Source organism: Fictibacillus nanhaiensis (assembly GCF_042686385.1).
Classification (GTDB): Bacteria; Bacillota; Bacilli; order Bacillales; family Fictibacillaceae; genus Fictibacillus; species Fictibacillus nanhaiensis.
Genome location: NZ_JBHUPF010000006.1, coordinates 991268 through 1010724 on the forward strand (window position 1 = coordinate 991268; position 19457 = coordinate 1010724).

Genomic DNA, 19457 nt, shown 5'->3' on the forward strand with positions numbered 1-19457 from the left:
AAGAGGACAACCTTAACCTCCAACACGAAACACCCGCCTTCAGTTGTATCCTGAAGGCGGGTGTTTGGTTGAATAAAATAATAGGATGCTTCTTATAAAACATACATGAAGATCGGGAACATGTTCCAACATAACCATAGCGTAAAGATAAATAGAATGGAGATAGGAATAGAGACTGTATACTGTATCCACCTTGTCGTATCTGAACTGAGCTGCCAAACCTTACGAACAACAAGGATAAATACAGGTATAGTCAAGACTAGAAAGAATAATCTTACCCAATATACATAAGTCACGGTATCAGGTGTTAAAGAGAACAAAGAGATGAGGCACACGATACCTACTATGCCATATAAAGGCCAGATTACTTGTTTCACCTTCTTAGAATCATGTATCGTAAAAAGATAGAAAGAAATCATGCAGATGATGGTGAATACGATCATTGTAGACCTCCTAACCTTTTATCTTTAACTCTATTCTTTATTTTTATTTTTTATGAAATTTACTATGAAATCAAATGAATGCTAGCATTAATAATACGCATACTCGAAAGGTGATACGCATGAAAATCGCAGTAATTAACGGCAGTTCTAGAGAAAACGGAAATACAGACGCATTGACACAAAAGGCGTTAGACGGGATTCCGTATACTTCTTTTTACCTCAAAAACTACAAAATAAATCCTATTGATGATCAACGCCATGTTGCAGGAGGGTTTGATAAAGTTTATGACGATTATGAAGAATTAATCAGACAGGTCTTACAGTATGACGTTCTTATCTTTGCAACACCTATTTATTGGTATGGAATGAGCGGTGCTATGAAGAACTTTGTAGATAGATTCTCACAGAGTTTAAGAGAGGAAGCATTGAATTTTAAGAAAAGCATGAGCGATAAAAAAGCATATGTTATTACAGTGGGTGGAGATCATCCACGAACAAAAGCACTACCCCTGATCCAGCAATTTCAATATATATTCGACTTTTTAGGTACTGAATTTGCCGGCTATTTAATAGGAGATGCAAATGCACCACAGGAGATATTATCCGACACTATGAGCTTAGAAAATGCTCTGACGTTTAATAAAGCTTTATTGAAACACACTGAAAAATAATTCAGTGTGTTTTTTTATAGTACGATCTGAAACGAACGGAAAAATATAATGTTCATAGAAGAGTTAACGTGCTGTTCTATCCTGAAACTTTATGAATTTACTCTCATGCGAATCCAAAAAGAGGAAAATAACACTTGTGTTTTTTTGTATTTAATAGAAAAATAGAGAAAAGGCATTTCTTGTAAATCCTTTAAAAATAATTCAACAAGGATGTAGAACATGCGAGACACTTCGTTTGAATTACAAAACACAAAACAAATGATGCACACGTTCTATGAAGCGGTAAATAACGGGATTATCGTTTTAGAACCATGTGGCACTATTCTTTATGCCAATACAAAAGCGTGTGACATGTTAAGGTTGTCAGATTCTGATGTAGAAGGCGCATTTCTATATGAACTCCCATTCTTTATAACGGATCTCAATAAAGAAAAATGGTCACTGAAAGAAGCTTATCTTCAAGTTATAAAAAACAAAACACGAGAATTTCAGGTCGAAGTAGATTTAATCTGTAATCATACAGGCTTTTCGTCTTCATTGTCCGTTTCTATCATTCCTTTTAACAAAGATTGGAGCGATCTATCTGTAATCACTCTAATAGATAATCAACAGTTAAAACGTACGGAGAAAAAGTTGAATCACAGTCAGCAACGTTTTTACTCATTAGTAAATTCAATGGAAGACACGGTCTTTACACTAGACACTAATTTTGTACATACAGGTATCTATGGAAGATGGATGGAAAAACATCGTGTGAAACCTTCTTACTTCTTGGGTAAGACCGTTCGAGAAGTGTTTGGAGCGGAGATTGCGGAAGGACAAGAAAAGGCATGTCAGCTTGTTTTGCAAGGTAAATCCCAGTTTTATGAATGGAGTAATGTCCGTAATGGTGAACGACTCTATTATCAGGCTATCCTGTCTCCTATAAAAAATGATCAAGGTCAAGTAGAAGGGATAGTTGGCGTTTCAAGAGATATTACCCAAAGCAAGCGAATGGAACTAGGCCTTCGCGAGAGTGAGGAGAGATTCCGCCAGTTTGCCGAGAATGCAAAAGATATTTTTTGGATGCAAAATTATAATACGAACCAGCTTCTTTACATATCAAAGGCATATAAGGAGATTTGGGACACTGAAGAGACCGATCGATTCGAATCAGTTTTTACTGACGTTCATACGGAAGATCAAGAAGCAGTCTCAGCGTTCATAAAATCAATCGCACAAGGTGAATCACAGATTGAGTACCGCATACATGGAAAAAATAACAGAGTCCGCTGGATCCGAACAAGAGCATTTCCAATCACCAATGACGAGGAAGAGATCTATCGAATCGCTGGGATTTCAGAAGATATTACAGATTTAAAAGAAAAAGAAGAATTGCTCAGAAAATCTGATAAACTCACAGTCGTTGGTGAACTTGCTGCAGGAATCGCTCACGAGATTCGTAATCCGCTCACGAGTATTAAAGGATTCGTCCAACTCATGAAAGCAGATATGGAAGATCTTCATAGTGAGATCATCTTATCAGAGATGGATCGGATTGAATCCATCATTACTGAATTCTTAGTATTGGCTAAACCTCATCAAGAAACTTTTTTTCAGCAAAGAAATGTAAACGACTTTATTAAACAGACGATCACACTTTTAGATTCAGAAGCGAACCTTAAAAACGTTCAATTTGAGACGCATTTAATGGATGTTCCTCAAATTCTTTGTGAAGGAAATCAGATTAAACAAGTGATCATAAACGTGATCAAGAATGCGATTGAATCTATGAACAATGGAGGTACCATTTTTGTAGAAACAGGAGCACATGATGAAGGCTATGTCTTTATTAAAGTTACTGACCAAGGAGTGGGGATTAGTGAGGAACGGCTTGCAAGACTTGGAGAACCCTTCTATTCTAATAAAGAAAAAGGCATTGGCTTAGGATTGATGGTATCACTGAAGATCATTGAAAATCATCATGGAAATATTACATTTGAAAGTATGTTAGATATTGGGACCACGGTCACAATATTGTTGCCTACAAAGCTATTACCCTAACAGAAATTTAAAAAGCGCATTTCAGTTTATCTGAAAGGCGCTTTTTTGCTTGATAAATAAGTGTTTACGAGTTTTTTGTAAAGGGTAACCATATAAAAGATGCATGAAAAATCTGATATTTTTGACAGGTCTTGTCTAGTAGGGGGATCTACAAAAAGGGATATTCAAGGAGGATAAGAATGAAAGATTTCAAAAAGAAGATTTGTATTTTAGCTGTCGTTTTTTCAATGTTTGTACTAGCGGCATGTGGCAGCAGTGAGTCAAGTGACGGAGGTCTGGAATTAAAGAACGAAGGAGAATTTAACTTCATCGTATCAGGAGAGTTCCCGCCATTCAGTTCAGTTGATAAGGGTGGGGAACTAACAGGATTTGATGTTGCAGTTGGTAAGGCGATTGCAAAAGAACTTGGTCTGAAGCCTGTTCCAGAAAAGTTTAAATTCCACGGTGCTGTATCCGCTATTAAGGCAGATCGTTTTGACGCAGCAGTGGCAAGCCATACAATCACTGAAGACCGAAAGAAAGCAGTGAATTTCAGCGAGCCCTATTATTACTCAGGTCCGGTAATCTTTACAAGACCAGACAGTGATATTAAAACGAAAGAAGATTTAAAAGGAAAAGAAGTTGCTGTTTCAAAAGGTTCTACCTATGAAAAATCTGCACAAGATTTTACGGATCAAATTAAAAACTATGACAGTGATGCAACAGCATTGCGTGCGTTGAGTGAAGGCAAACACGATGCAGTTATTACTGACGCCATCACGGGTAAACAAGCGATTGAAAAAGGATTTAAGATTGTTGAACAAGAGCAGCTCGGTACGAGTGAACAAGCGATCGCCATTAAAAAAGATGATAAAGAATTGTTAAAAGCGGTAAATAAAGCATTAAAGAAAATGAAGGATAACGGTGAGCTCGCGAAGCTTAGTGAAGAATACGTCGGTGCTGATATCACGAAGAAGCCTGAATAATGGTGGAGCCGCCCTCATGAAGTTACGTGCAGGGTGGCTTTCTTTTATACATACATATCTATATACCATTCACAAAGAGAATGAAATGGGGAGGACAATGGAATGTTTGATCTCGCACACATTTTAGACGTATTAGTAGAAAGTTATCCACTCTTCATGAAGGGGCTTTGGATCACGCTTCAACTTACCTTTGTATCTATCTTAATCGGTACGGGAATTGGACTTATATTTGCATTATTTAAAATCTCTGGAATCAAAGTCCTAAATTGGATCGCGAATATTTATATTGCACTCATTCGTGGTACACCGTTAATCGTACAGATATTTATCTTTTATTTTGGTTTAGCGGAGTTGGGGATTTCTGCCTTCTGGTCGGCAGCATTTGGACTTGCCATGCATAATGGTGCTTATATTGCAGAGATCTTCAGAGGTTCCATTCAGTCGGTAGATAAAGGGCAGATGGAGGCAGGACGTTCATTAGGTATGACGTATGGTTTAGCGATGAGAAGGATCATACTGCCGCAAGCCTTTAAACGTGCGTTACCTCCTTTAGGTAATCAATTTATTATTGGTCTGAAGGATTCATCACTAGCATCCTTTATTGCCCTTAATGAGTTGTTCAGTATTGCAACGACACAAGGATCTAGAACATTTGATGAGATGACGTACCTAATTATTGTTGGTCTATACTATCTAATCCTCGTTCTTCTTTTCACTTTACTCGTTAATCTGTTAGAAAGGAAACTATCCGCTGGAGAATAGGAGGTGCTTTGCTATGAAAAAAGAGATGATACGTATTGAAAACTTAAAGAAGAGTTTTGGAGATTTAGAAGTATTAAAAGAAGTGAATCTAAACGTACAAGAGAGCGAAGTTGTAGTCTTAATTGGTGCCAGTGGTTCTGGAAAAAGTACTCTTCTCAGATGCATCAACTTCCTTGAAATTAAAAACGGTGGAAGAATTGTCATTGAAGGAGAGGAAATTGAACCGAAAACTCATAACTTAAATGAAGTACGCCAAAGAGTAGGGATGGTTTTTCAGCACTTTAACTTGTTTCCTCACAAAACGGTATTGGAAAATGTGATGGAAGCTCCTCTTAAAGTAAAAAACCAAAATAAATCAGAAGCAGAACAAGAAGCAAAAGCTTTACTTGGAAAAGTGGGTCTTTCTGATAAAGCAGATGTTTATCCGGCTAAGTTATCCGGTGGGCAGAAGCAGCGTGTAGCGATTGCAAGAGCCCTTGCGATGAAACCCGATATAATGCTGTTTGATGAACCTACATCAGCTCTAGATCCAGAGCTAGTAGGAGAAGTGCTAGCCACGATGAAAGAACTTGCGCAAGAGGGCATGACGATGGTCGTCGTAACCCATGAGATGGGCTTTGCGAAAGAGGTAGCAGATGAGGTCGTTTACATGCACGATGGACAGATCTGGGAAAGAGGGAAGCCAGAAGAGCTTTTCAATGCTCCTAAAGAAGAACGTACGAAAAATTTCTTAAGCTCTATCTTATAAAGGATTCAAAAAGGTGCAGCGATTATGCTGCACCTTTTCTAACGGTTATTTTTGAGCGTTAGAAGTTTGAACAGACTTTCCTGTTCGTTCTTGTATCAGAAGAACGGAACCCAATACAAATAGAATACCTATACCTTGGACAAAAGAGATGGATTCTTTGAAAAGGATCACTCCCATCAAGGTAGCTACAACCGGTTCGATAGTAGACACAATGGAGGCTTTGCTTGCATCGATCTGTTGTAAACCTTGTGTATAGAACCAATAGGCGAATACGGTTGGAAAAAGACCGAGACCGATTACATTCATGACAACGGATGGACTGAAAACTTGGATATCAGTAGAAGTTATACCACTGATAGGAAATAGAGCAAGCATGGCAAAGAAAAAAGTGTAGATGCTGATGGTTAATGTTTCATATTTTCGACTAGCTAACTTACCAAAAATACTGTATAGAGAATAGCCAAAACCTGCCCCTAATCCGATCAAAAGACTTAACATGGAGAGTTCTATTTGAGCTGAGAACAGACCTGAGACGAGTGTACAGCCAAAGAAGGTAGAAGCGAGAGCAACCAGCTTCTGTCGGGTCAACGGTTCTTTAAATACAAGTGCCGATATCACAAGTACAAAAGCGGGAGCGGTATACAAAAGAATAGCAGCAATGGCAAGTGATGATGTTTGTATGGTAGTAAAATAACACCAATTAAAAAAGGAAACACTTAAAACCCCCGTACCTAAGAAATACCATATATCTTTTAAATGGATCCTTAGTAGACCAGGATTCTTTACAACAATCCATGCAAGGAATAATAGAAATGCACTAGCAGCTCTTAAAAAGACAATTTGCAATGAGGTGAAACCGGCGAGCGTCAGCTCTTTAACAAAGGAACCGATGATTCCCCATAGAGATGCACCGATTGCTACATATAAAAAAGCAAGTTTTGTTTGATAAGGCAAATAGGTTCATCCCCTAAAGAAAATATATAATCCTACTGAAACTCTAACAAAAAACACCTTTACTGTATATGACAATAAAGGTGTTTCACATATGAATGATTACTCCATCTTATGTTTTAGCTTTTCTACTTCTTCTTCTTCCTCTTTTACGATATCATCATCAATGTCTTCTTTAAATGCAAAAGAAAGTAATAATGAAACTAATATACCCCCACCAATCAAGTTGCCAATCGTTGCAGGAATTAAATTAAGAAGAATAAATTCATACCAACTATATTCAAAACCTTCTAAAACGGTAATACTGAAATACCCCATGTTTGCCACGGCATGTTGAAAATTTCCTGCTTCAAAGATAATTACAGGTAAAAGAATTCCAAAGATCTTACCCATTACATCTCGTGCCGCTGTAGCAAGAACGGCTGCAATTCCGATAAGCCAGTTTGCAAGAATACCAGAGAATAATACTTGAAACCAACCCCATGTCCCACGTTCAGTAAATTCCATCTTTTTTTCCATGAACTTTAAAAGTACCTCATAAAATTCTTTGTCTAATGAACCTGACATATTAAGTAAAAACCCAACAAATAATGCTCCTAAGAAGTTTCCGATATAACAGATCCCCCAAAATCGAAGTACCCTTTTACTGATCCAATATTTGGTTTGTAAAATATAGCTAGGTAGTAAGACATTAATCTCTGTAAAAAGAATCGATCCTGATAGAAAGATCATCGTATACCCGATAGCGAATCCAACACCTGATAAAAGGTTAAAGGGACCAGAAGTCTCGACCCCCATGGACAATAAAACGGAACCTAGTGCGCCAAATGCAATAAAAGCACCTGCCATAAAAGATAAAATGAATTGTGCTAAGTTTGAAACTTGTAAAGACGCTTTACCTTCTTCAATAAAATATTCAATAATTTGAACGGGAAAAAAGTATTGCCGATCTGGGACAGCTGCTTTTTTGCTATTATTATTTTCTTGATTCTCTTTCATGTTCTGCATTCCCTCTTATTATGTCATCCTCGTCCTACTACTCTTCCCATAATCTGAAGCAAGCAAAACCAAATATGAATAAATTTATATAATAAACGTGTTATTTACTTTTAAATGCCAAATTTATATGTGATTTGACTTAATTGTGGTAATAAAATTGAAACATTAAAGGCGACTATTCTCATGCGAAGCCATACTTCTCGTTATCTATACTATTAATATATTCAAATAATAATAGGTTTCTTTGATAGGAGAGAGAGCTTTGAAAAAAGGTTTAGTGTTGTTTGTGGGGATATTGCTTGGTAGCTTACCATTTTGGAGTTACAAGGGAGAAGCAGCAAGCTATGTAAATCCGAATCAAACGTATACATATGAAACGATGACGAGTAATATCAAAACACTCGCTCAAAAATATCCTGGATTAGTCCAATATCGTTCAATTGGGAAAACACCTTATGGTAGAGATATATGGGCAGTGAAGCTTGGTAGAGGTGATGCGACAGTCCTGTACAATGCATCTCATCATGCTAGAGAATGGATGACGACGAACATCGTGATGGAGATGATTGATCAGTACAGTGAACGTTATGTAACGAACAGTACGATGGATGGTTACAATGTGGCGAACGTATTAAATAATACTTCGATCTGGTTTGTACCGATGACAAACCCCGACGGTGTCACTCTTCAGCAAAAAGGTCTGTCTGCTTTTCCTACAACCGCTCATGCTAACCTCATCAAGATGAATGGGGGAAGCAAGGATTTTAAAAGATGGAAGTCCAATGCCCAAGGGGTTGATCTGAACAGACAATATCCTGCACGTTGGGAACAGATTGCAAATAATGCGAAAGCTCCTTCTTATAAAGACTACAAGGGTAGTGCTCCACTAGTGACGAAAGAAGCAAAAGCGATGACTGCTCTGACGAATCTTGTAGATCCTGAAATTACAAATTCTTATCACACAGCTGGAAGAATACTATACTACCATTTTAATTATGGGACAAATACTTTTGAGGGGGACAAAACGCTTGGTACAACCCTGGCTAATATGACAGGTTACCGACTCATACCTCCTGATACTCAGCTATCAAGTGGTGGAGGCTACAAAGACTGGTTCATTCAAACCTTCAAACGCCCTGGCTTCACGTTTGAACTAGCTCCATATGCTGGCGAGACGAATCCGCCGATCACAATCATTAATGAAGAATGGACCAGGAATAAAAAAGCAGGACTTTATATAGCGGTGGAAGGGGATAAGCGTTGGGAGAAACGTATAACACCATTAACGAAAACCATTACGCTAACTCAAAAAATACCGCTTTATGATCGCCCAAATGTCAATCAAAAAATGGCAGCAGCGAGTCTTTATCCAGGCACTTATAAAACAAATGCATCATATGGTAACTTTTATCGAATTCAAACCATCCTTGGACCAAAATGGATCGTTAAATAAATCATAAAAAACTGCTCTCTAGATTTTGTTCTAGAGAGCAGTCTTTTTTACGCACTAATCGTATGAGATGAATCTACTTTCGGTTCTGGAACAAACATAAGAATCGTAATGCCAATGATGAACAGAACCACAAGGCTGAAAACAGCACTAGCAGAGTTTCCAGTCACTTGAGCGGTTACTGCGATTAACAACGGGCCCATAATGGAAGCGAACTTACCGAAAATATTATAGAAGCCAAAGAATTCGTTTGAGTTTTCTTTTGGTACAAGTTTAGCGAAATAAGCACGGCTTAGCGCTTGAATTCCACCTTGGGAAGTCGCAACTAGCATCGCTAAAATCCAAAAATCCATTGTTGTTTTTAAGAAATACGCATAAATACAAACGATAATATAAACTCCAATACCAACGTAAAGCATCTTCTTTCCAGTAAATTTCTCTGCTAATCTTCCGTAAAGAATGGCAAAAGGAGCAGCGACCACTTGTGTGACAAAAAGGATGATTAATAGATTAGTAGAACTGATGCCAAGATCTGATCCATAGGCGGTGGACATCGTGATGATCGTTCCAACTCCATCGATATAAAAGAAATAGGCGAGCAGAAATAAAAACAGAGCTCGGTACTTTCGTATTTCTTTCATGGTTTTCCCTAAGCGTTTAAAGCTGTTGATCAAAGGTTTTTGCTCTCGCTCGATGCCATACTTCTGGTAAACGTTCTTCAACATAGGAATCGTAAAAACTCCCCACCAAATCGCAGTGATTAAAAAGGCAATTTTACTTGCTATCGTAGTTGAAATCGGCAGAACTTCATTTTGTGCCAATACAATAATGGCGATACTGATTAAAAAAGGAATCGTACTTCCGATATATCCTAATCCGAAGCCTCTTGAAGAAACTCTGTTCATTCTATCTTCTGTCGTTACATCGGTAATAAAAGCATCATAAAAGACGTTAGATCCGCTAGAACCGATCGCAGTTAGTGTATAAAAAATTAATAATAAGAGCCATTGATCACTTGGAATAAAAGCTAATGCTGCGGTAGAAATAAGGCCGAGTGCAAAAAAGAATGTGAAGAATCGTTTCTTTAAACCTTTATAATCTGCAATGGTTCCGAGTATGGGGCTCAGCATCGCTAATATGAACGTAGCAATCGCGATCGTATACCCCAAATAAGCGGTTGAATTCGATGGACTAATTCCTGCGTTTGTTGCAGCTGCTTTAAAGAACAAAGGAAATACAGCTGTTGAGATAATAATGGAATAAGCTGAGTTTGCCCAATCATAGTACATCCAGCTATTCTCTTCTTTCGTAAACCGTTTCATAGGTTTTGTCCTCTCTCTACTAGAATTTATTAAAAACTAGCTGGTTAAAAAATCTTGTACAACTTTACCATCTGTTTTTCCTAAATCTAGACCTAATAGTTTAGCAAACGTTGGCCCTTCATCGATTAAATGCATAGAAGAAACAACGACATTTCTTTTAATTCCTTTACCTGCTAATATTAGAATAGTCGTGTAGTCTTCTTTTTTAGGGGAATACCCATGACACGCATGTGTATATCGTTTTGTTCTCACATCTTGATCAGTAATATCATTTAGATAAGAACCTTCATGATCTTCGTTAAAATAAAAATCGCGTCTGGCTTCTACCATGAACACACAACGATCATCAGCCCCAGTTGCTGCCGCTTCTTCTTGACTGTAGATCTTTTCAATACCATTCTTTTCATCAACTTGTAAGTGTTTCAGAAGTTTGTGAACGACCTCCTTTGTTTGTATATCAGATGAATCTTTTAGGTAAATATATGCTGAACCATCACAACTTTTGCAATAGGCTTTCCAATTTTGTATAGAGCCTTTTGAATCCGTATCTATGAATTGTTGTTCTTTCAATAACACATTCAGTTTAATCGCTTTACTTTCATCTAATGCACTATGATCTCCTAATACGGCGATGGTCGTCTCTTCATAGATACCGGCTTCCTGTAAGGATTCAACAATTCGTCCGAGTCTGTTGTCATGTCTTTTTATCGCATCCATTGCTTCATCAGAAGAAAAGCCATGATAGTGCCGCTGTGAATCCAGATCCACAAAATGGACTAGCAGTAATTGTGGTTTTTTCGTTTTAATCGTATGTATTGTGGATTCTAAAACAAAATCATCAAGCTCAGGCTGATTCAACCCATTACGCAGATGTCCGAAACGACGGTTCAGGTCAAGTTGATATCTTTTACTTCCGTTTAAGAGAGAAACAGGAATCTGGTGATGCCACTTCCGGTTCGCAAAAATTTCAGGCATGTTGTAATCGATATTCGCTCTTGCCGTTACTGGCCAAAGAAGAGCACCTGTTGTCATACCTGCTTTTTTTGCTTCATCATATAATGTGGTCCCTTTTATATGCTTTCTGTGCCAATACCAATCGGGTGAAGGTTTGCCCGGCTGTACCAACGTGTTGTTTACGATGCCGTGATTTTTTGGATACCGTCCTGTAACGATTGAAGTATGACAAGGATATGTTACAGAAGGGTAGATCGTCTCTACGTTTTTACAAAATGAGCCTTGATTTAAAATTTTTTTAAAATGCGGAAGTTGTTCTAACAAAGGAAAATCAAGAGAAGAAAGACAGTCAAATGAGATGACCACTAAATGATCGGTTAGACGTGACATAACACTCCTCCAAAAAATTGCTAAGATTAACCATTCTAAATTAAATGATAGCATATGGGAATCTAACGCGTGTAAAGTGTATGTGTGAATTATAAAAGAATCATACCATTTTCTTTCCAAACTTTGTAAATTATGTTATGAATGGATTATCTCTTTGTATAGTGGGTGATGAAGTGATCAAGTGGTGGTTAGGTGTTGTATTGATGTTTTTTATTACAACTGGTGTCATTCTGTACGTCTTTACGATGGATTACGCTTCTGAAAAAGCGATGACAGAAATTACGAAAGAATTAAAGTCGAACGAAGATGAGATCTCAAAACTTTTAGAAGATCCAGAGATTAGGAAGTACATAGAAACAGGCAAAGCGCCTAAACAGAAATTATCTTTCACAACTAAAAACGATGCTGTTCAATTCATCTCTGAAAGATACTCCGTTCAAGAATTAGCAGGGATTAGAGAAAAAGTAAGTAAAGGTTTGAACGAAGAGGAAAAGCTAGCGGTATATGAGAAGCTGCTCGAAAAAGTGACAGATGATGAGCTGATGGCACTCAAGGTAGTTGCCTTAAAAGAAATAAAGAAAAAATAAAAAAGCCCCTACGTAGGGCTTTTTTGTGTTTTTAAAAAGATACTCTGATCTTTCCATCTACTTTTGAAATATAGTAGCCTTGATTTTCGCCTTGCTTGACTTGAATGGCTTCACCCGTTTTGATGACTTCTTGAATCTGTTCTTTAATCGTAGGATGCATATCGTATAGAACTTCTACGTTCTCGATCGAAACGGTATTAATCCCCGTACTAAAACCCATAATCATTTGATCAGTAGCATTATCATACATCAGAAAACAATCACTATTTTCAATCGCATAAAGGCTGGCGTTATGTTTCTTTGCGATGGCTACTAGATGTTTTAAGTTTTCATGTGTGTCATCCATTAGGCTAACATATGTGTAACCGTCGATGATTTTAGTTTTCGTTTGTGTTTGCTCTTCTGCTTTAGGTTTTGCTTCAACGGTTTTTGTCTGTAGCTCAACAGCAGGCTTTGGTTCAGGTTTTGTTGTTTGAATTTGAGTGACTTTAGGTTTTTCTGAAATCTGCGGTTGTTCTACTTTTTCTTTTTCAACTGGTTTTGGAACGGTTTCTTCTTTTTGAGGTTGAACAGGTACCTTCACCTTCGATGCTGCTATTAGTTTTTCATTTTCTTCTCCATCATTTTGATTTAGAGTAAGAACTTCATTTGATCGCTTAGAAGTAACTACCTCCTGTTTAAGTGGAGATTTTTGTTCTGTCGCTCTTACCTTGCTCTCAAAATCATTATTGTTTAATACCCCGATTGTAAGGAATGCAGTTGCAGTAAAAATAACCGTGCGTTTTTTGAATTTCAATGTTAAATCCTCCTCAATGTCTTGTTATTTATTAGACGAGAGAAGCGCAGTTATGGTTTCACTAATATTACAGAAATATTTCAATAATGTTACAAAAGACTATTTTCTATAAAAACTTATGAACTTTAAAGGGGATTCATCAGTCAAAAAGAAGACCTTTATTAAGGAAATATTAGGGAGGAATGATAAAGAAAAAAATTTTTGAACATCTACGAAAGCGTATTCATTAAAAATCTTTTTTAAAAGGGAGTGGCTTTATGCTAGGAATGGAAGATGGACTTATCGCATTTGTATGGGTTGCTACGGTTGTTTCGGCATTAGGATGCGTGGTTTTTGGTGGAATCATGTGGAACAAAGGAGGTGATGACTCAAAATGAATTTTGCCGTCCTCATTCCGATTCTAATCATATATATGGGTATCATGTCTTGGTTGGCTTATTATGGATATAAAAAAACGGTAACAGAATCAGATTATTTAGTGGGTGGAAGAAATATTCATCCTGCGATCATGGCACTATCTTATGGTGCAACTTTTATTAGTACGTCAGCCATTGTTGGTTTTGGTGGGGTGTCAGCAGCTCATGGATTCAGCTTGTTATGGCTTGCCTTTCTTAATATCGTACTAGGTATATTTGTGGCATTTGCGATTTTTGGAACGAAGATCAGAAAGCTTTCACTAGACCTTAACGCCACTACGTTTCCTACTCTGTTAGGAAAAAGGTATGATTCAAAATTCATCACGGTTTTTTCAGGAGCAATGATCTTTATTTTGATGCCAGCTTATACTAGCATCGTTTTGATCGGTGGGGGAAGATTTCTTCAAGAATCACTTTCGATGAACTTTAATCTTGCTCTTATCTTACTGGCTGCAATCATTGGCATCTATGTAGTAACAGGTGGAATTAAGGCAGTTATGTATACCGATGCTTTTGGTGCGGTTGTCATGTTGGTCGGAATGGCTATCTTTTTATTTGTTACTTATCAAGCAGTAGGTGGCATTATGGAAGGGCATAACGGATTAACAGCAATGAAAGATCTTGTACCTCAAGCTCTTGTCGATCAAGGTCATCAAGGCTGGACAAGCATGCCTGAATTTGGATCGCCGCTTTGGTGGACCATTGTAAGTACTATAATCATGGGGGTTGGAATAGGAGTACTGGCGCAGCCTCAACTCGCAATGAGATGCATGACTGTAAAAGATGATCGAGCACTTTACCGATCTGTCTTAGTCGGTGGAATTTTTATCTTTTTTATGACAGGTGCGGCATTTGTGATCGGACCGTTAAGTAATCTTTATTTTTATGAAAAAACAGGTCAAATCGCGTTAACAGCCGCAAAAGGAAACGTTGATCTTATCATTCCTATCTTTATAAACCAAATCATGCCGGAATGGTTTATCTATCTGTTTACACTCACATTATTATCCGCCACAATCTCTACGATAAGTTCACTCATTCATGTTCAAGCCACAGCTTTTGGCCAAGATATTTTAAAAACTCTTGGTGTTCAATCCTTATTTGGATCGAAGCTCAACCCTTCACGAATCGGCGTGCTCATTGGAGTAATAGCTGCTGTCATATTAGCCTATCTCCTTCCAGCTGGAATCATCGCCCAAGCCACTGCTTTTTGGTTTGGTATTTGTGCTGCTGGATTTATGCCAGCATTGATAGGAGCCCTATATTGGAAAAAAGCTACGAAGTCCGCTGCCATAGCAAGTATGATCGTTGGTTTTTCCGTGAGTATTATCGGATTCTTATTCTTACACCTTAAAGAATCTGCAGCTATTGGTTTATCACAAGCATGGTTTGGAAAAGAGGCTATACTTCCTTATCCATGGACTCATATCGATCCTCTATTCTACGCGTTACCATTATCTACCGTCGTATTCGTTATGGTTAGTTTGCTCGATAAAAGTACAAATATGAAGCAGAACAATGAAAAGGAGTTCATTCCCCAAGCCGTTTCTGAATAAAGAGCATGTTTTAGAAATCAAACGATAGGAAGAAGTATGAACCTCCGATATTTGTTACAAACTATGAACAGATTAAGGAGGTTTTTTTATGGAACAAGTAAAAGTCATTATGATGAAATTAATTGTATGCATAATCGCATTTTGGATCGGACTCGATCTCTTCTTTGACGCTTCGATCAGTGATATTGTCTCTTTTGCGGTTACAACAACAGTTATCACTTACGTCGTGGCAGATCGTATCCTCTTACCGAGAATAGGGAAGAACAACACGTTGATGGCAGAGTTTATTCTAGCGTATATAGTGGTTTGGATTTTCGGATCGATCCTGTTGAATGGGTATATGCAGATTGCATGGGGAAGTGTGATCGCAGCTGGTATAATCACCGCTACAGAAGTTTTTGTCCATCAGTACTTACTAAAGCACATGACTTCGATAAATAGAGATAGAACTGGAAGGCACCAACGAAGATTTAGACCAGGTTTCAGATATGCAACTGAATTTGCTGAAGAACAAGATCCGCGGAATAAAAATAGAGAAGAATAGTTCGATGAAAGTATCATGATGGATAAGCATGATACTTTTTTATTTTCAAAAAAATCCCTTGAACCATTCTCAAGGGATTAAAAAATTTTTGTATGGTGGAGACTAGCGGGATCGAACCGCTGACCTTTTGGCTGCCAGCCAAACGCTCTCCCAGCTGAGCTAAGCCCCCAGTTATTACTAACATAGAAAAGTATATAATTATTCTGAAAACGGAGCAAGTCCTTTTTGGATAAATCTGTGTTTGGCTCATAATAACTTACATAATTTTTCTCGAAAAATACTCGCTCACTAGCGATTTCTAAATGTTATAAGTCTTTTTTACCTCAAAAGTATAATCTGTAATACTGGTATAGACAACTAGTCCTAGTATGCTAAGGGACTTAAGTTCTGTTTTGTCTTCTTGCGACAGGAACCGCTTTTTTTTTACCGAAAAGTGACAAAGAAAGCGCTACCAAAATTTAAGGAGGTTAGTAAAGTGAAAGCATCAATAAACATTCGTTTCGTGCTTTTAATTACCCTTTTAATCGTTCCTATGTTTGCAGGGGTGGGGAAGGCTGAAGGTATTTCAACTCAACATACAGGCACCCCTGGCTTAATCATCGCTCAAAATATGCCGCAATTTAGTAAAGATATTAATGGTGAAACCGTAGATCTAGCCGCATTATTAACAAGTAAAGATGGAACATATGTCGAAGTGGCAAATCATCTAATATGGAAATCACTGAACAAAAAAATTGCCACAGTAAACAATGATGGACTTGTACGTTTAAACGGTAAAAACGGTACAACAATGATCATAGTCACGGATGGTAAGTCATTCGACAAGATTGGAATACATGTGAAACACGGAAAGGCTGAGTTCCTCAAACAAAAAAATCCAAAATATGACGTAATTTCAAAAGCGATTAAATCTATGACAGTTCAAGAAAAGGTTGGTCAAATGCTGATGCCAGATTTCCGTAATTGGAAAGGGAAACCTGTAACGGAAATGAACGACGAGATTAGAGAACTTGTAAAAAAGTATCACCTTGGTGGGGTTATTCTATTTAGAGAAAATGTAGTCACGACAGAGCAGACCGTACGATTAGTCGATGAGTATAAAAAAGCAAATGAAGATTATGGATTATTGGTTTCAATCGACCAAGAAGGTGGAATTGTGACACGTTTGCAGAGCGGTACCGATTTCCCAGGAAATATGGCGCTTGGTGCCACAAGATCAACGGAGATGGCGGAATCTGTCGGACATGCTATCGGTTCAGAACTCCATTCACTAGGCATTAATATGAACTTAGCACCTGCTTTGGATGTAAATAACAATCCTGACAACCCTGTCATTGGTGTCCGTTCATTTGGTGAAGATCCACAGTTAGTTGCTGATTTAGGAACTGCTTATATTAAGGGCTTGCAAAACTCAGGTATGGCTGCAACGGCTAAGCACTTTCCAGGGCATGGAGACACAGCAGTAGATTCTCATCTTGGTCTACCTTCTGTTCCTCATGAAAAGGAGAGGCTTCTAGAAGTTGAGTTATATCCTTTCCAGCAAGCGATCAATAATAATATTGATGCTATATTAACCGCTCATGTAACATTCCCTAAAATTGATCCAACGACTGTTATTTCTAAAAAAGATGGAACGGAAATCAATCTTCCAGCCACATTGTCTTATGAAGTATTAACCAATTTGGTGAGAAAAGAAATGGGCTTTAAAGGTGTTATCTCAACAGATGCTCTTAATATGAAAGCCATTGTAGATCACTTTGGACCAGTTGATACGGCTATTCGTGCAGTGAATGCTGGTACAGATATCGTGTTAATGCCAGTAGGATTAGAAGAAGTAGCAAATGGACTTTATGAGGCAGTTGAAAATGGCGAAGTTACAGAAACAAGATTGAATCAATCGGTTGAACGTCTATTAACATTAAAAGCGAATCGTGGGATTTACAAACAAGTAAGCGAGACACCAATCGAAGAAAAAATTGGACATGCTGAAGAAGTGGTTGGAAACCAAGAGCATAAGAATTTAGAGAATGAGGTAGCAAGAAAATCAATAACACTTGTGAAGAACGATAACCTTTTACCTGTTAACAAAAACGAAATCGATTCTGTAGTTGTTATTGGTAATACCTATATCGAAAACCTTCAACGAGCATTAGCTGCTCACCACTCATCTGTTGAGTTGATCAAAGCAGATAAACCTTTAAATGGTGAACAACTGCAAAAAGTAAAGGATGCAGATCTTGTTGTGCTTGGTACTCATACGTCTACCGTATCTGGACGACTACCGTCGTCTCCTCAGATGCAGATGGTCAACCAAGTTATTGAAGCAGCACCGGATAAAACAGTAGCTGTAGGAATTAGAAATCCTTATGACATTATGGCGTTTCCTGAAGTTTCAGCTTATCTTGCACAATATAGCTTCAGAGATGCTAGCTTTAGGGCAGCGGCAGAAACTATTTTTGGAATAAACAACCCTTCAGGGAAGTTGCCTGTTACGATCTATGAAAATGGTTTAGAACAAATTCTCTATCCGTTCGGTCATGGTAAAAGCTACTAATAGGAGGGGATCTAATGAAAAAATGGGGAATTCTTTTTACAATATTGATGCTGTTTTCTTCTATATTGCCTAATGCACAGGCTACGCAAAGAGATGTAGAACATAATAAACGATTTAAGACAGGGTTAGAGCAGCTGCTTAATCATGAAATGAAGGTATTAAAAGGTAAAAAGGTCGGGTTAATCACAAATCCGACTGGTGTAGATCGCAACTTGAACAGCATCGTGGATGTTTTATACAACCATCCCGATATAGAGCTCAAAGCTTTGTACGGACCTGAACATGGAGTGCGTGGGAGTGCTCAAGCTGGAGAATATGTAGAGTTCTACAATGATCCAAAAACAGGTCTTCCGGTCTATAGCTTGTATGGAGCAACGAAAAAACCAACTCCTGAGATGCTTGAAGGAATCGATGTTTTGGTTTTTGATATTCAAGATGTAGGTACTCGTTTCTATACGTATATTTACACGATGGCTTATGCGATGGAAGCTGCAAAAGAGAACAATATACCATTTGTCGTACTAGATCGTCCGAATCCACTTGGTGGTAAAGAAGTAGAAGGGCCAGTATTAGATCCTGCGTATTCCTCTTTTGTAGGACTGTACCCTATTCCGTTAAGGCACGGTATGACTGTAGGAGAACTGGCAAAATTATTTAACCAAGAGTTTGATATTGATGCGGATTTAAAAGTGGTAGAAATGAAAGGATGGAAGAGATCGTGGAGCTATGAAGACAGTGGGCTTGAATGGGTGTTGCCTTCTCCTAACATGCCAACTAAGCAAACGGCACTTGTTTATCCAGGAAGTGCACTGATTGAAGGAACGAATGTTTCAGAAGGTCGGGGAACGACTAAGCCGTTTGAGTTAATCGGTGCTCCATTTATTAACGGAGATCAATTAGCTGAGAAATTAAATAAAGAAGCTTTGCCTGGTGTTTCATTTAGAGCAGCCTCGTTTACTCCGGCTTCATCAAAACATGCAGGTAAGCTATCTCACGGTGTGGAAATTCACGTGAAAGATGAAAAATTGTTTCAGCCTGTTCTTACAGGAATCACGCTTGTGAAAGCGATTCATGATCTTTATCCAAATGACTTTGCATTTAGGGCAGAGGATAGTAGAGGGATTTCTTTCTTCGACTTATTAGCAGGGAATGGATGGGTCCGAGAGTATATTGAAACAGGACGTACAGTTGATGAAATCGTCTCTCGATACGATCAAGAACTTGAGAACTTTAAAAATGTAAGAAAAAAATATTTATTGTATTAAAAGTAAGAAAGAGCTAAGGCGGTTTATTTAGCCCTGGCTTT

At 38.0% G+C, this 19457-nt stretch carries 18 protein-coding genes and 1 tRNA gene; 12 read left to right on the forward strand and 7 right to left on the reverse strand.

Translation table 11 applies throughout. The features are described 5' to 3' along the window. Positions 1-92: 92 nt before the first annotated feature. The gene (locus ACFS5O_RS08570; RefSeq protein WP_205727159.1) at positions 93-443 is read right to left on the reverse strand and encodes a hypothetical protein; all 351 of its coding nucleotides are present in this window, start codon (positions 441-443) and stop codon (positions 93-95) included. A 125-nt stretch (positions 444-568) separates the two neighbouring features. Between ACFS5O_RS08570 and ACFS5O_RS08575 the strand changes: the two genes are divergently transcribed. From ACFS5O_RS08575 to ACFS5O_RS08595, 5 genes are all read left to right on the forward strand, one after another. Further along, positions 569-1114 (forward strand): flavodoxin family protein, encoded by a 546-nt coding sequence (locus tag ACFS5O_RS08575; RefSeq protein ID WP_205727337.1) that lies wholly within the window; start codon positions 569-571, stop codon positions 1112-1114. Positions 1115-1333: 219 nt separating this feature from the next. Continuing rightward, a complete protein-coding gene (locus ACFS5O_RS08580) occupies positions 1334-3157 on the forward strand; it encodes a PAS domain S-box protein (RefSeq protein WP_205727158.1) in 1824 nt (607 codons plus the stop codon). Positions 3158-3336: 179 nt separating this feature from the next. Further along, positions 3337-4122: a transporter substrate-binding domain-containing protein gene (locus tag ACFS5O_RS08585; protein WP_205727157.1), complete on the forward strand. Its 786-nt coding sequence runs from the start codon at positions 3337-3339 to the stop codon at positions 4120-4122. Between the two features lie 102 nt (positions 4123-4224). Next, on the forward strand, positions 4225-4884 hold the full coding sequence (locus ACFS5O_RS08590) for an amino acid ABC transporter permease (RefSeq protein ID WP_205727156.1): 660 nt from the start codon (positions 4225-4227) through the stop codon (positions 4882-4884). A gap of 13 nt (positions 4885-4897) precedes the next feature. Next, positions 4898-5632: an amino acid ABC transporter ATP-binding protein gene (locus ACFS5O_RS08595; protein ID WP_318300263.1), complete on the forward strand. Its 735-nt coding sequence runs from the start codon at positions 4898-4900 to the stop codon at positions 5630-5632. Positions 5633-5677: 45 nt separating this feature from the next. Here ACFS5O_RS08595 and ACFS5O_RS08600 read toward each other — a convergent pair whose 3' ends face one another. Next, entirely contained in the window at positions 5678-6586 is a 909-nt protein-coding gene (locus ACFS5O_RS08600; protein ID WP_205727155.1) for a DMT family transporter, read from the reverse strand. A 99-nt stretch (positions 6587-6685) separates the two neighbouring features. Beyond that, entirely contained in the window at positions 6686-7582 is an 897-nt protein-coding gene (locus tag ACFS5O_RS08605) for a formate/nitrite transporter family protein (protein ID WP_318300262.1), read from the reverse strand. A gap of 262 nt (positions 7583-7844) precedes the next feature. On the opposite strand from ACFS5O_RS08605, the gene ACFS5O_RS08610 reads away from it, so the two are divergent. Beyond that, positions 7845-9035: a M14 family metallopeptidase gene (locus tag ACFS5O_RS08610; RefSeq protein ID WP_205727153.1), complete on the forward strand. Its 1191-nt coding sequence runs from the start codon at positions 7845-7847 to the stop codon at positions 9033-9035. 47 nt (positions 9036-9082) lie between these two features. On the opposite strand, the gene ACFS5O_RS08615 is transcribed toward ACFS5O_RS08610, so the two are convergent. Both ACFS5O_RS08615 and ACFS5O_RS08620 read right to left on the reverse strand, forming a co-directional pair. Further along, positions 9083-10354 (reverse strand): MFS transporter, encoded by a 1272-nt coding sequence (locus tag ACFS5O_RS08615; RefSeq protein ID WP_205727152.1) that lies wholly within the window; start codon positions 10352-10354, stop codon positions 9083-9085. A 36-nt stretch (positions 10355-10390) separates the two neighbouring features. Continuing rightward, the gene (locus ACFS5O_RS08620; protein WP_205727151.1) at positions 10391-11698 is read right to left on the reverse strand and encodes an alkaline phosphatase family protein; all 1308 of its coding nucleotides are present in this window, start codon (positions 11696-11698) and stop codon (positions 10391-10393) included. A 173-nt stretch (positions 11699-11871) separates the two neighbouring features. Between ACFS5O_RS08620 and ACFS5O_RS08625 the strand changes: the two genes are divergently transcribed. Further along, positions 11872-12285: a hypothetical protein gene (locus tag ACFS5O_RS08625; protein WP_205727150.1), complete on the forward strand. Its 414-nt coding sequence runs from the start codon at positions 11872-11874 to the stop codon at positions 12283-12285. Positions 12286-12316: 31 nt separating this feature from the next. Here the strand turns inward: ACFS5O_RS08625 and ACFS5O_RS08630 are convergent, their stop codons facing one another. After that, positions 12317-13081: a hypothetical protein gene (locus ACFS5O_RS08630; protein ID WP_205727149.1), complete on the reverse strand. Its 765-nt coding sequence runs from the start codon at positions 13079-13081 to the stop codon at positions 12317-12319. 257 nt (positions 13082-13338) lie between these two features. On the opposite strand from ACFS5O_RS08630, the gene ACFS5O_RS08635 reads away from it, so the two are divergent. The 3 genes from ACFS5O_RS08635 to ACFS5O_RS08645 all read left to right on the forward strand — a co-directional run bounded on the left by ACFS5O_RS08635 (position 13339) and on the right by ACFS5O_RS08645 (position 15597). Beyond that, positions 13339-13458 carry a symporter small accessory protein gene (locus ACFS5O_RS08635; RefSeq protein WP_379838975.1) on the forward strand — a complete coding sequence of 40 codons (120 nt, stop codon included), beginning with the start codon at positions 13339-13341 and terminating at the stop codon, positions 13456-13458. Further along, positions 13455-15053, forward strand: coding sequence for a sodium:solute symporter family protein (locus tag ACFS5O_RS08640; RefSeq protein WP_205727148.1), 1599 nt, complete (start codon positions 13455-13457; stop codon positions 15051-15053). The genes ACFS5O_RS08635 and ACFS5O_RS08640 overlap by 4 nt, the downstream gene beginning before the upstream one ends. A gap of 88 nt (positions 15054-15141) precedes the next feature. After that, entirely contained in the window at positions 15142-15597 is a 456-nt protein-coding gene (locus ACFS5O_RS08645; protein WP_205727147.1) for a YndM family protein, read from the forward strand. Between the two features lie 93 nt (positions 15598-15690). Here the strand turns inward: ACFS5O_RS08645 and ACFS5O_RS08650 are convergent. Continuing rightward, positions 15691-15766, reverse strand: a tRNA-Ala gene (locus ACFS5O_RS08650). A gap of 363 nt (positions 15767-16129) precedes the next feature. Between ACFS5O_RS08650 and nagZ the strand changes: the two genes are divergently transcribed. Further along, positions 16130-18151, forward strand: a complete 2022-nt coding sequence (gene nagZ, locus ACFS5O_RS08655; RefSeq protein ID WP_205727335.1) for a beta-N-acetylhexosaminidase — start codon at positions 16130-16132, stop codon at positions 18149-18151. Between the two features lie 14 nt (positions 18152-18165). Beyond that, positions 18166-19416 carry an exo-beta-N-acetylmuramidase NamZ family protein gene (locus ACFS5O_RS08660; protein WP_205727146.1) on the forward strand — a complete coding sequence of 417 codons (1251 nt, stop codon included), beginning with the start codon at positions 18166-18168 and terminating at the stop codon, positions 19414-19416. Positions 19417-19457: the final 41 nt, after the last annotated feature.

What these genes read in the sequence shown, in the direction of transcription:
- ACFS5O_RS08570 (WP_205727159.1), bottom strand. Translation starts at nt 443, where the DNA reads ATGATCGTATTCACCATCATCTGCATGATTTCTTTCTATCTTTTTACG.
- ACFS5O_RS08580 (WP_205727158.1), top strand. Translation starts at nt 1,334, where the DNA reads ATGCGAGACACTTCGTTTGAATTACAAAACACAAAACAAATGATGCAC.
- ACFS5O_RS08585 (WP_205727157.1), top strand. Translation starts at nt 3,337, where the DNA reads ATGAAAGATTTCAAAAAGAAGATTTGTATTTTAGCTGTCGTTTTTTCA.
- ACFS5O_RS08590 (WP_205727156.1), top strand. Translation starts at nt 4,225, where the DNA reads ATGTTTGATCTCGCACACATTTTAGACGTATTAGTAGAAAGTTATCCA.
- ACFS5O_RS08595 (WP_318300263.1), top strand. Translation starts at nt 4,898, where the DNA reads ATGAAAAAAGAGATGATACGTATTGAAAACTTAAAGAAGAGTTTTGGA.
- ACFS5O_RS08605 (WP_318300262.1), bottom strand. Translation starts at nt 7,582, where the DNA reads ATGAAAGAGAATCAAGAAAATAATAATAGCAAAAAAGCAGCTGTCCCA.
- ACFS5O_RS08615 (WP_205727152.1), bottom strand. Translation starts at nt 10,354, where the DNA reads ATGAAACGGTTTACGAAAGAAGAGAATAGCTGGATGTACTATGATTGG.
- ACFS5O_RS08620 (WP_205727151.1), bottom strand. Translation starts at nt 11,698, where the DNA reads ATGTCACGTCTAACCGATCATTTAGTGGTCATCTCATTTGACTGTCTT.
- ACFS5O_RS08635 (WP_379838975.1), top strand. Translation starts at nt 13,339, where the DNA reads ATGCTAGGAATGGAAGATGGACTTATCGCATTTGTATGGGTTGCTACG.
- ACFS5O_RS08640 (WP_205727148.1), top strand. Translation starts at nt 13,455, where the DNA reads ATGAATTTTGCCGTCCTCATTCCGATTCTAATCATATATATGGGTATC.
- ACFS5O_RS08645 (WP_205727147.1), top strand. Translation starts at nt 15,142, where the DNA reads ATGGAACAAGTAAAAGTCATTATGATGAAATTAATTGTATGCATAATC.
- nagZ (WP_205727335.1), top strand. Translation starts at nt 16,130, where the DNA reads ATGTTTGCAGGGGTGGGGAAGGCTGAAGGTATTTCAACTCAACATACA.
- ACFS5O_RS08660 (WP_205727146.1), top strand. Translation starts at nt 18,166, where the DNA reads ATGAAAAAATGGGGAATTCTTTTTACAATATTGATGCTGTTTTCTTCT.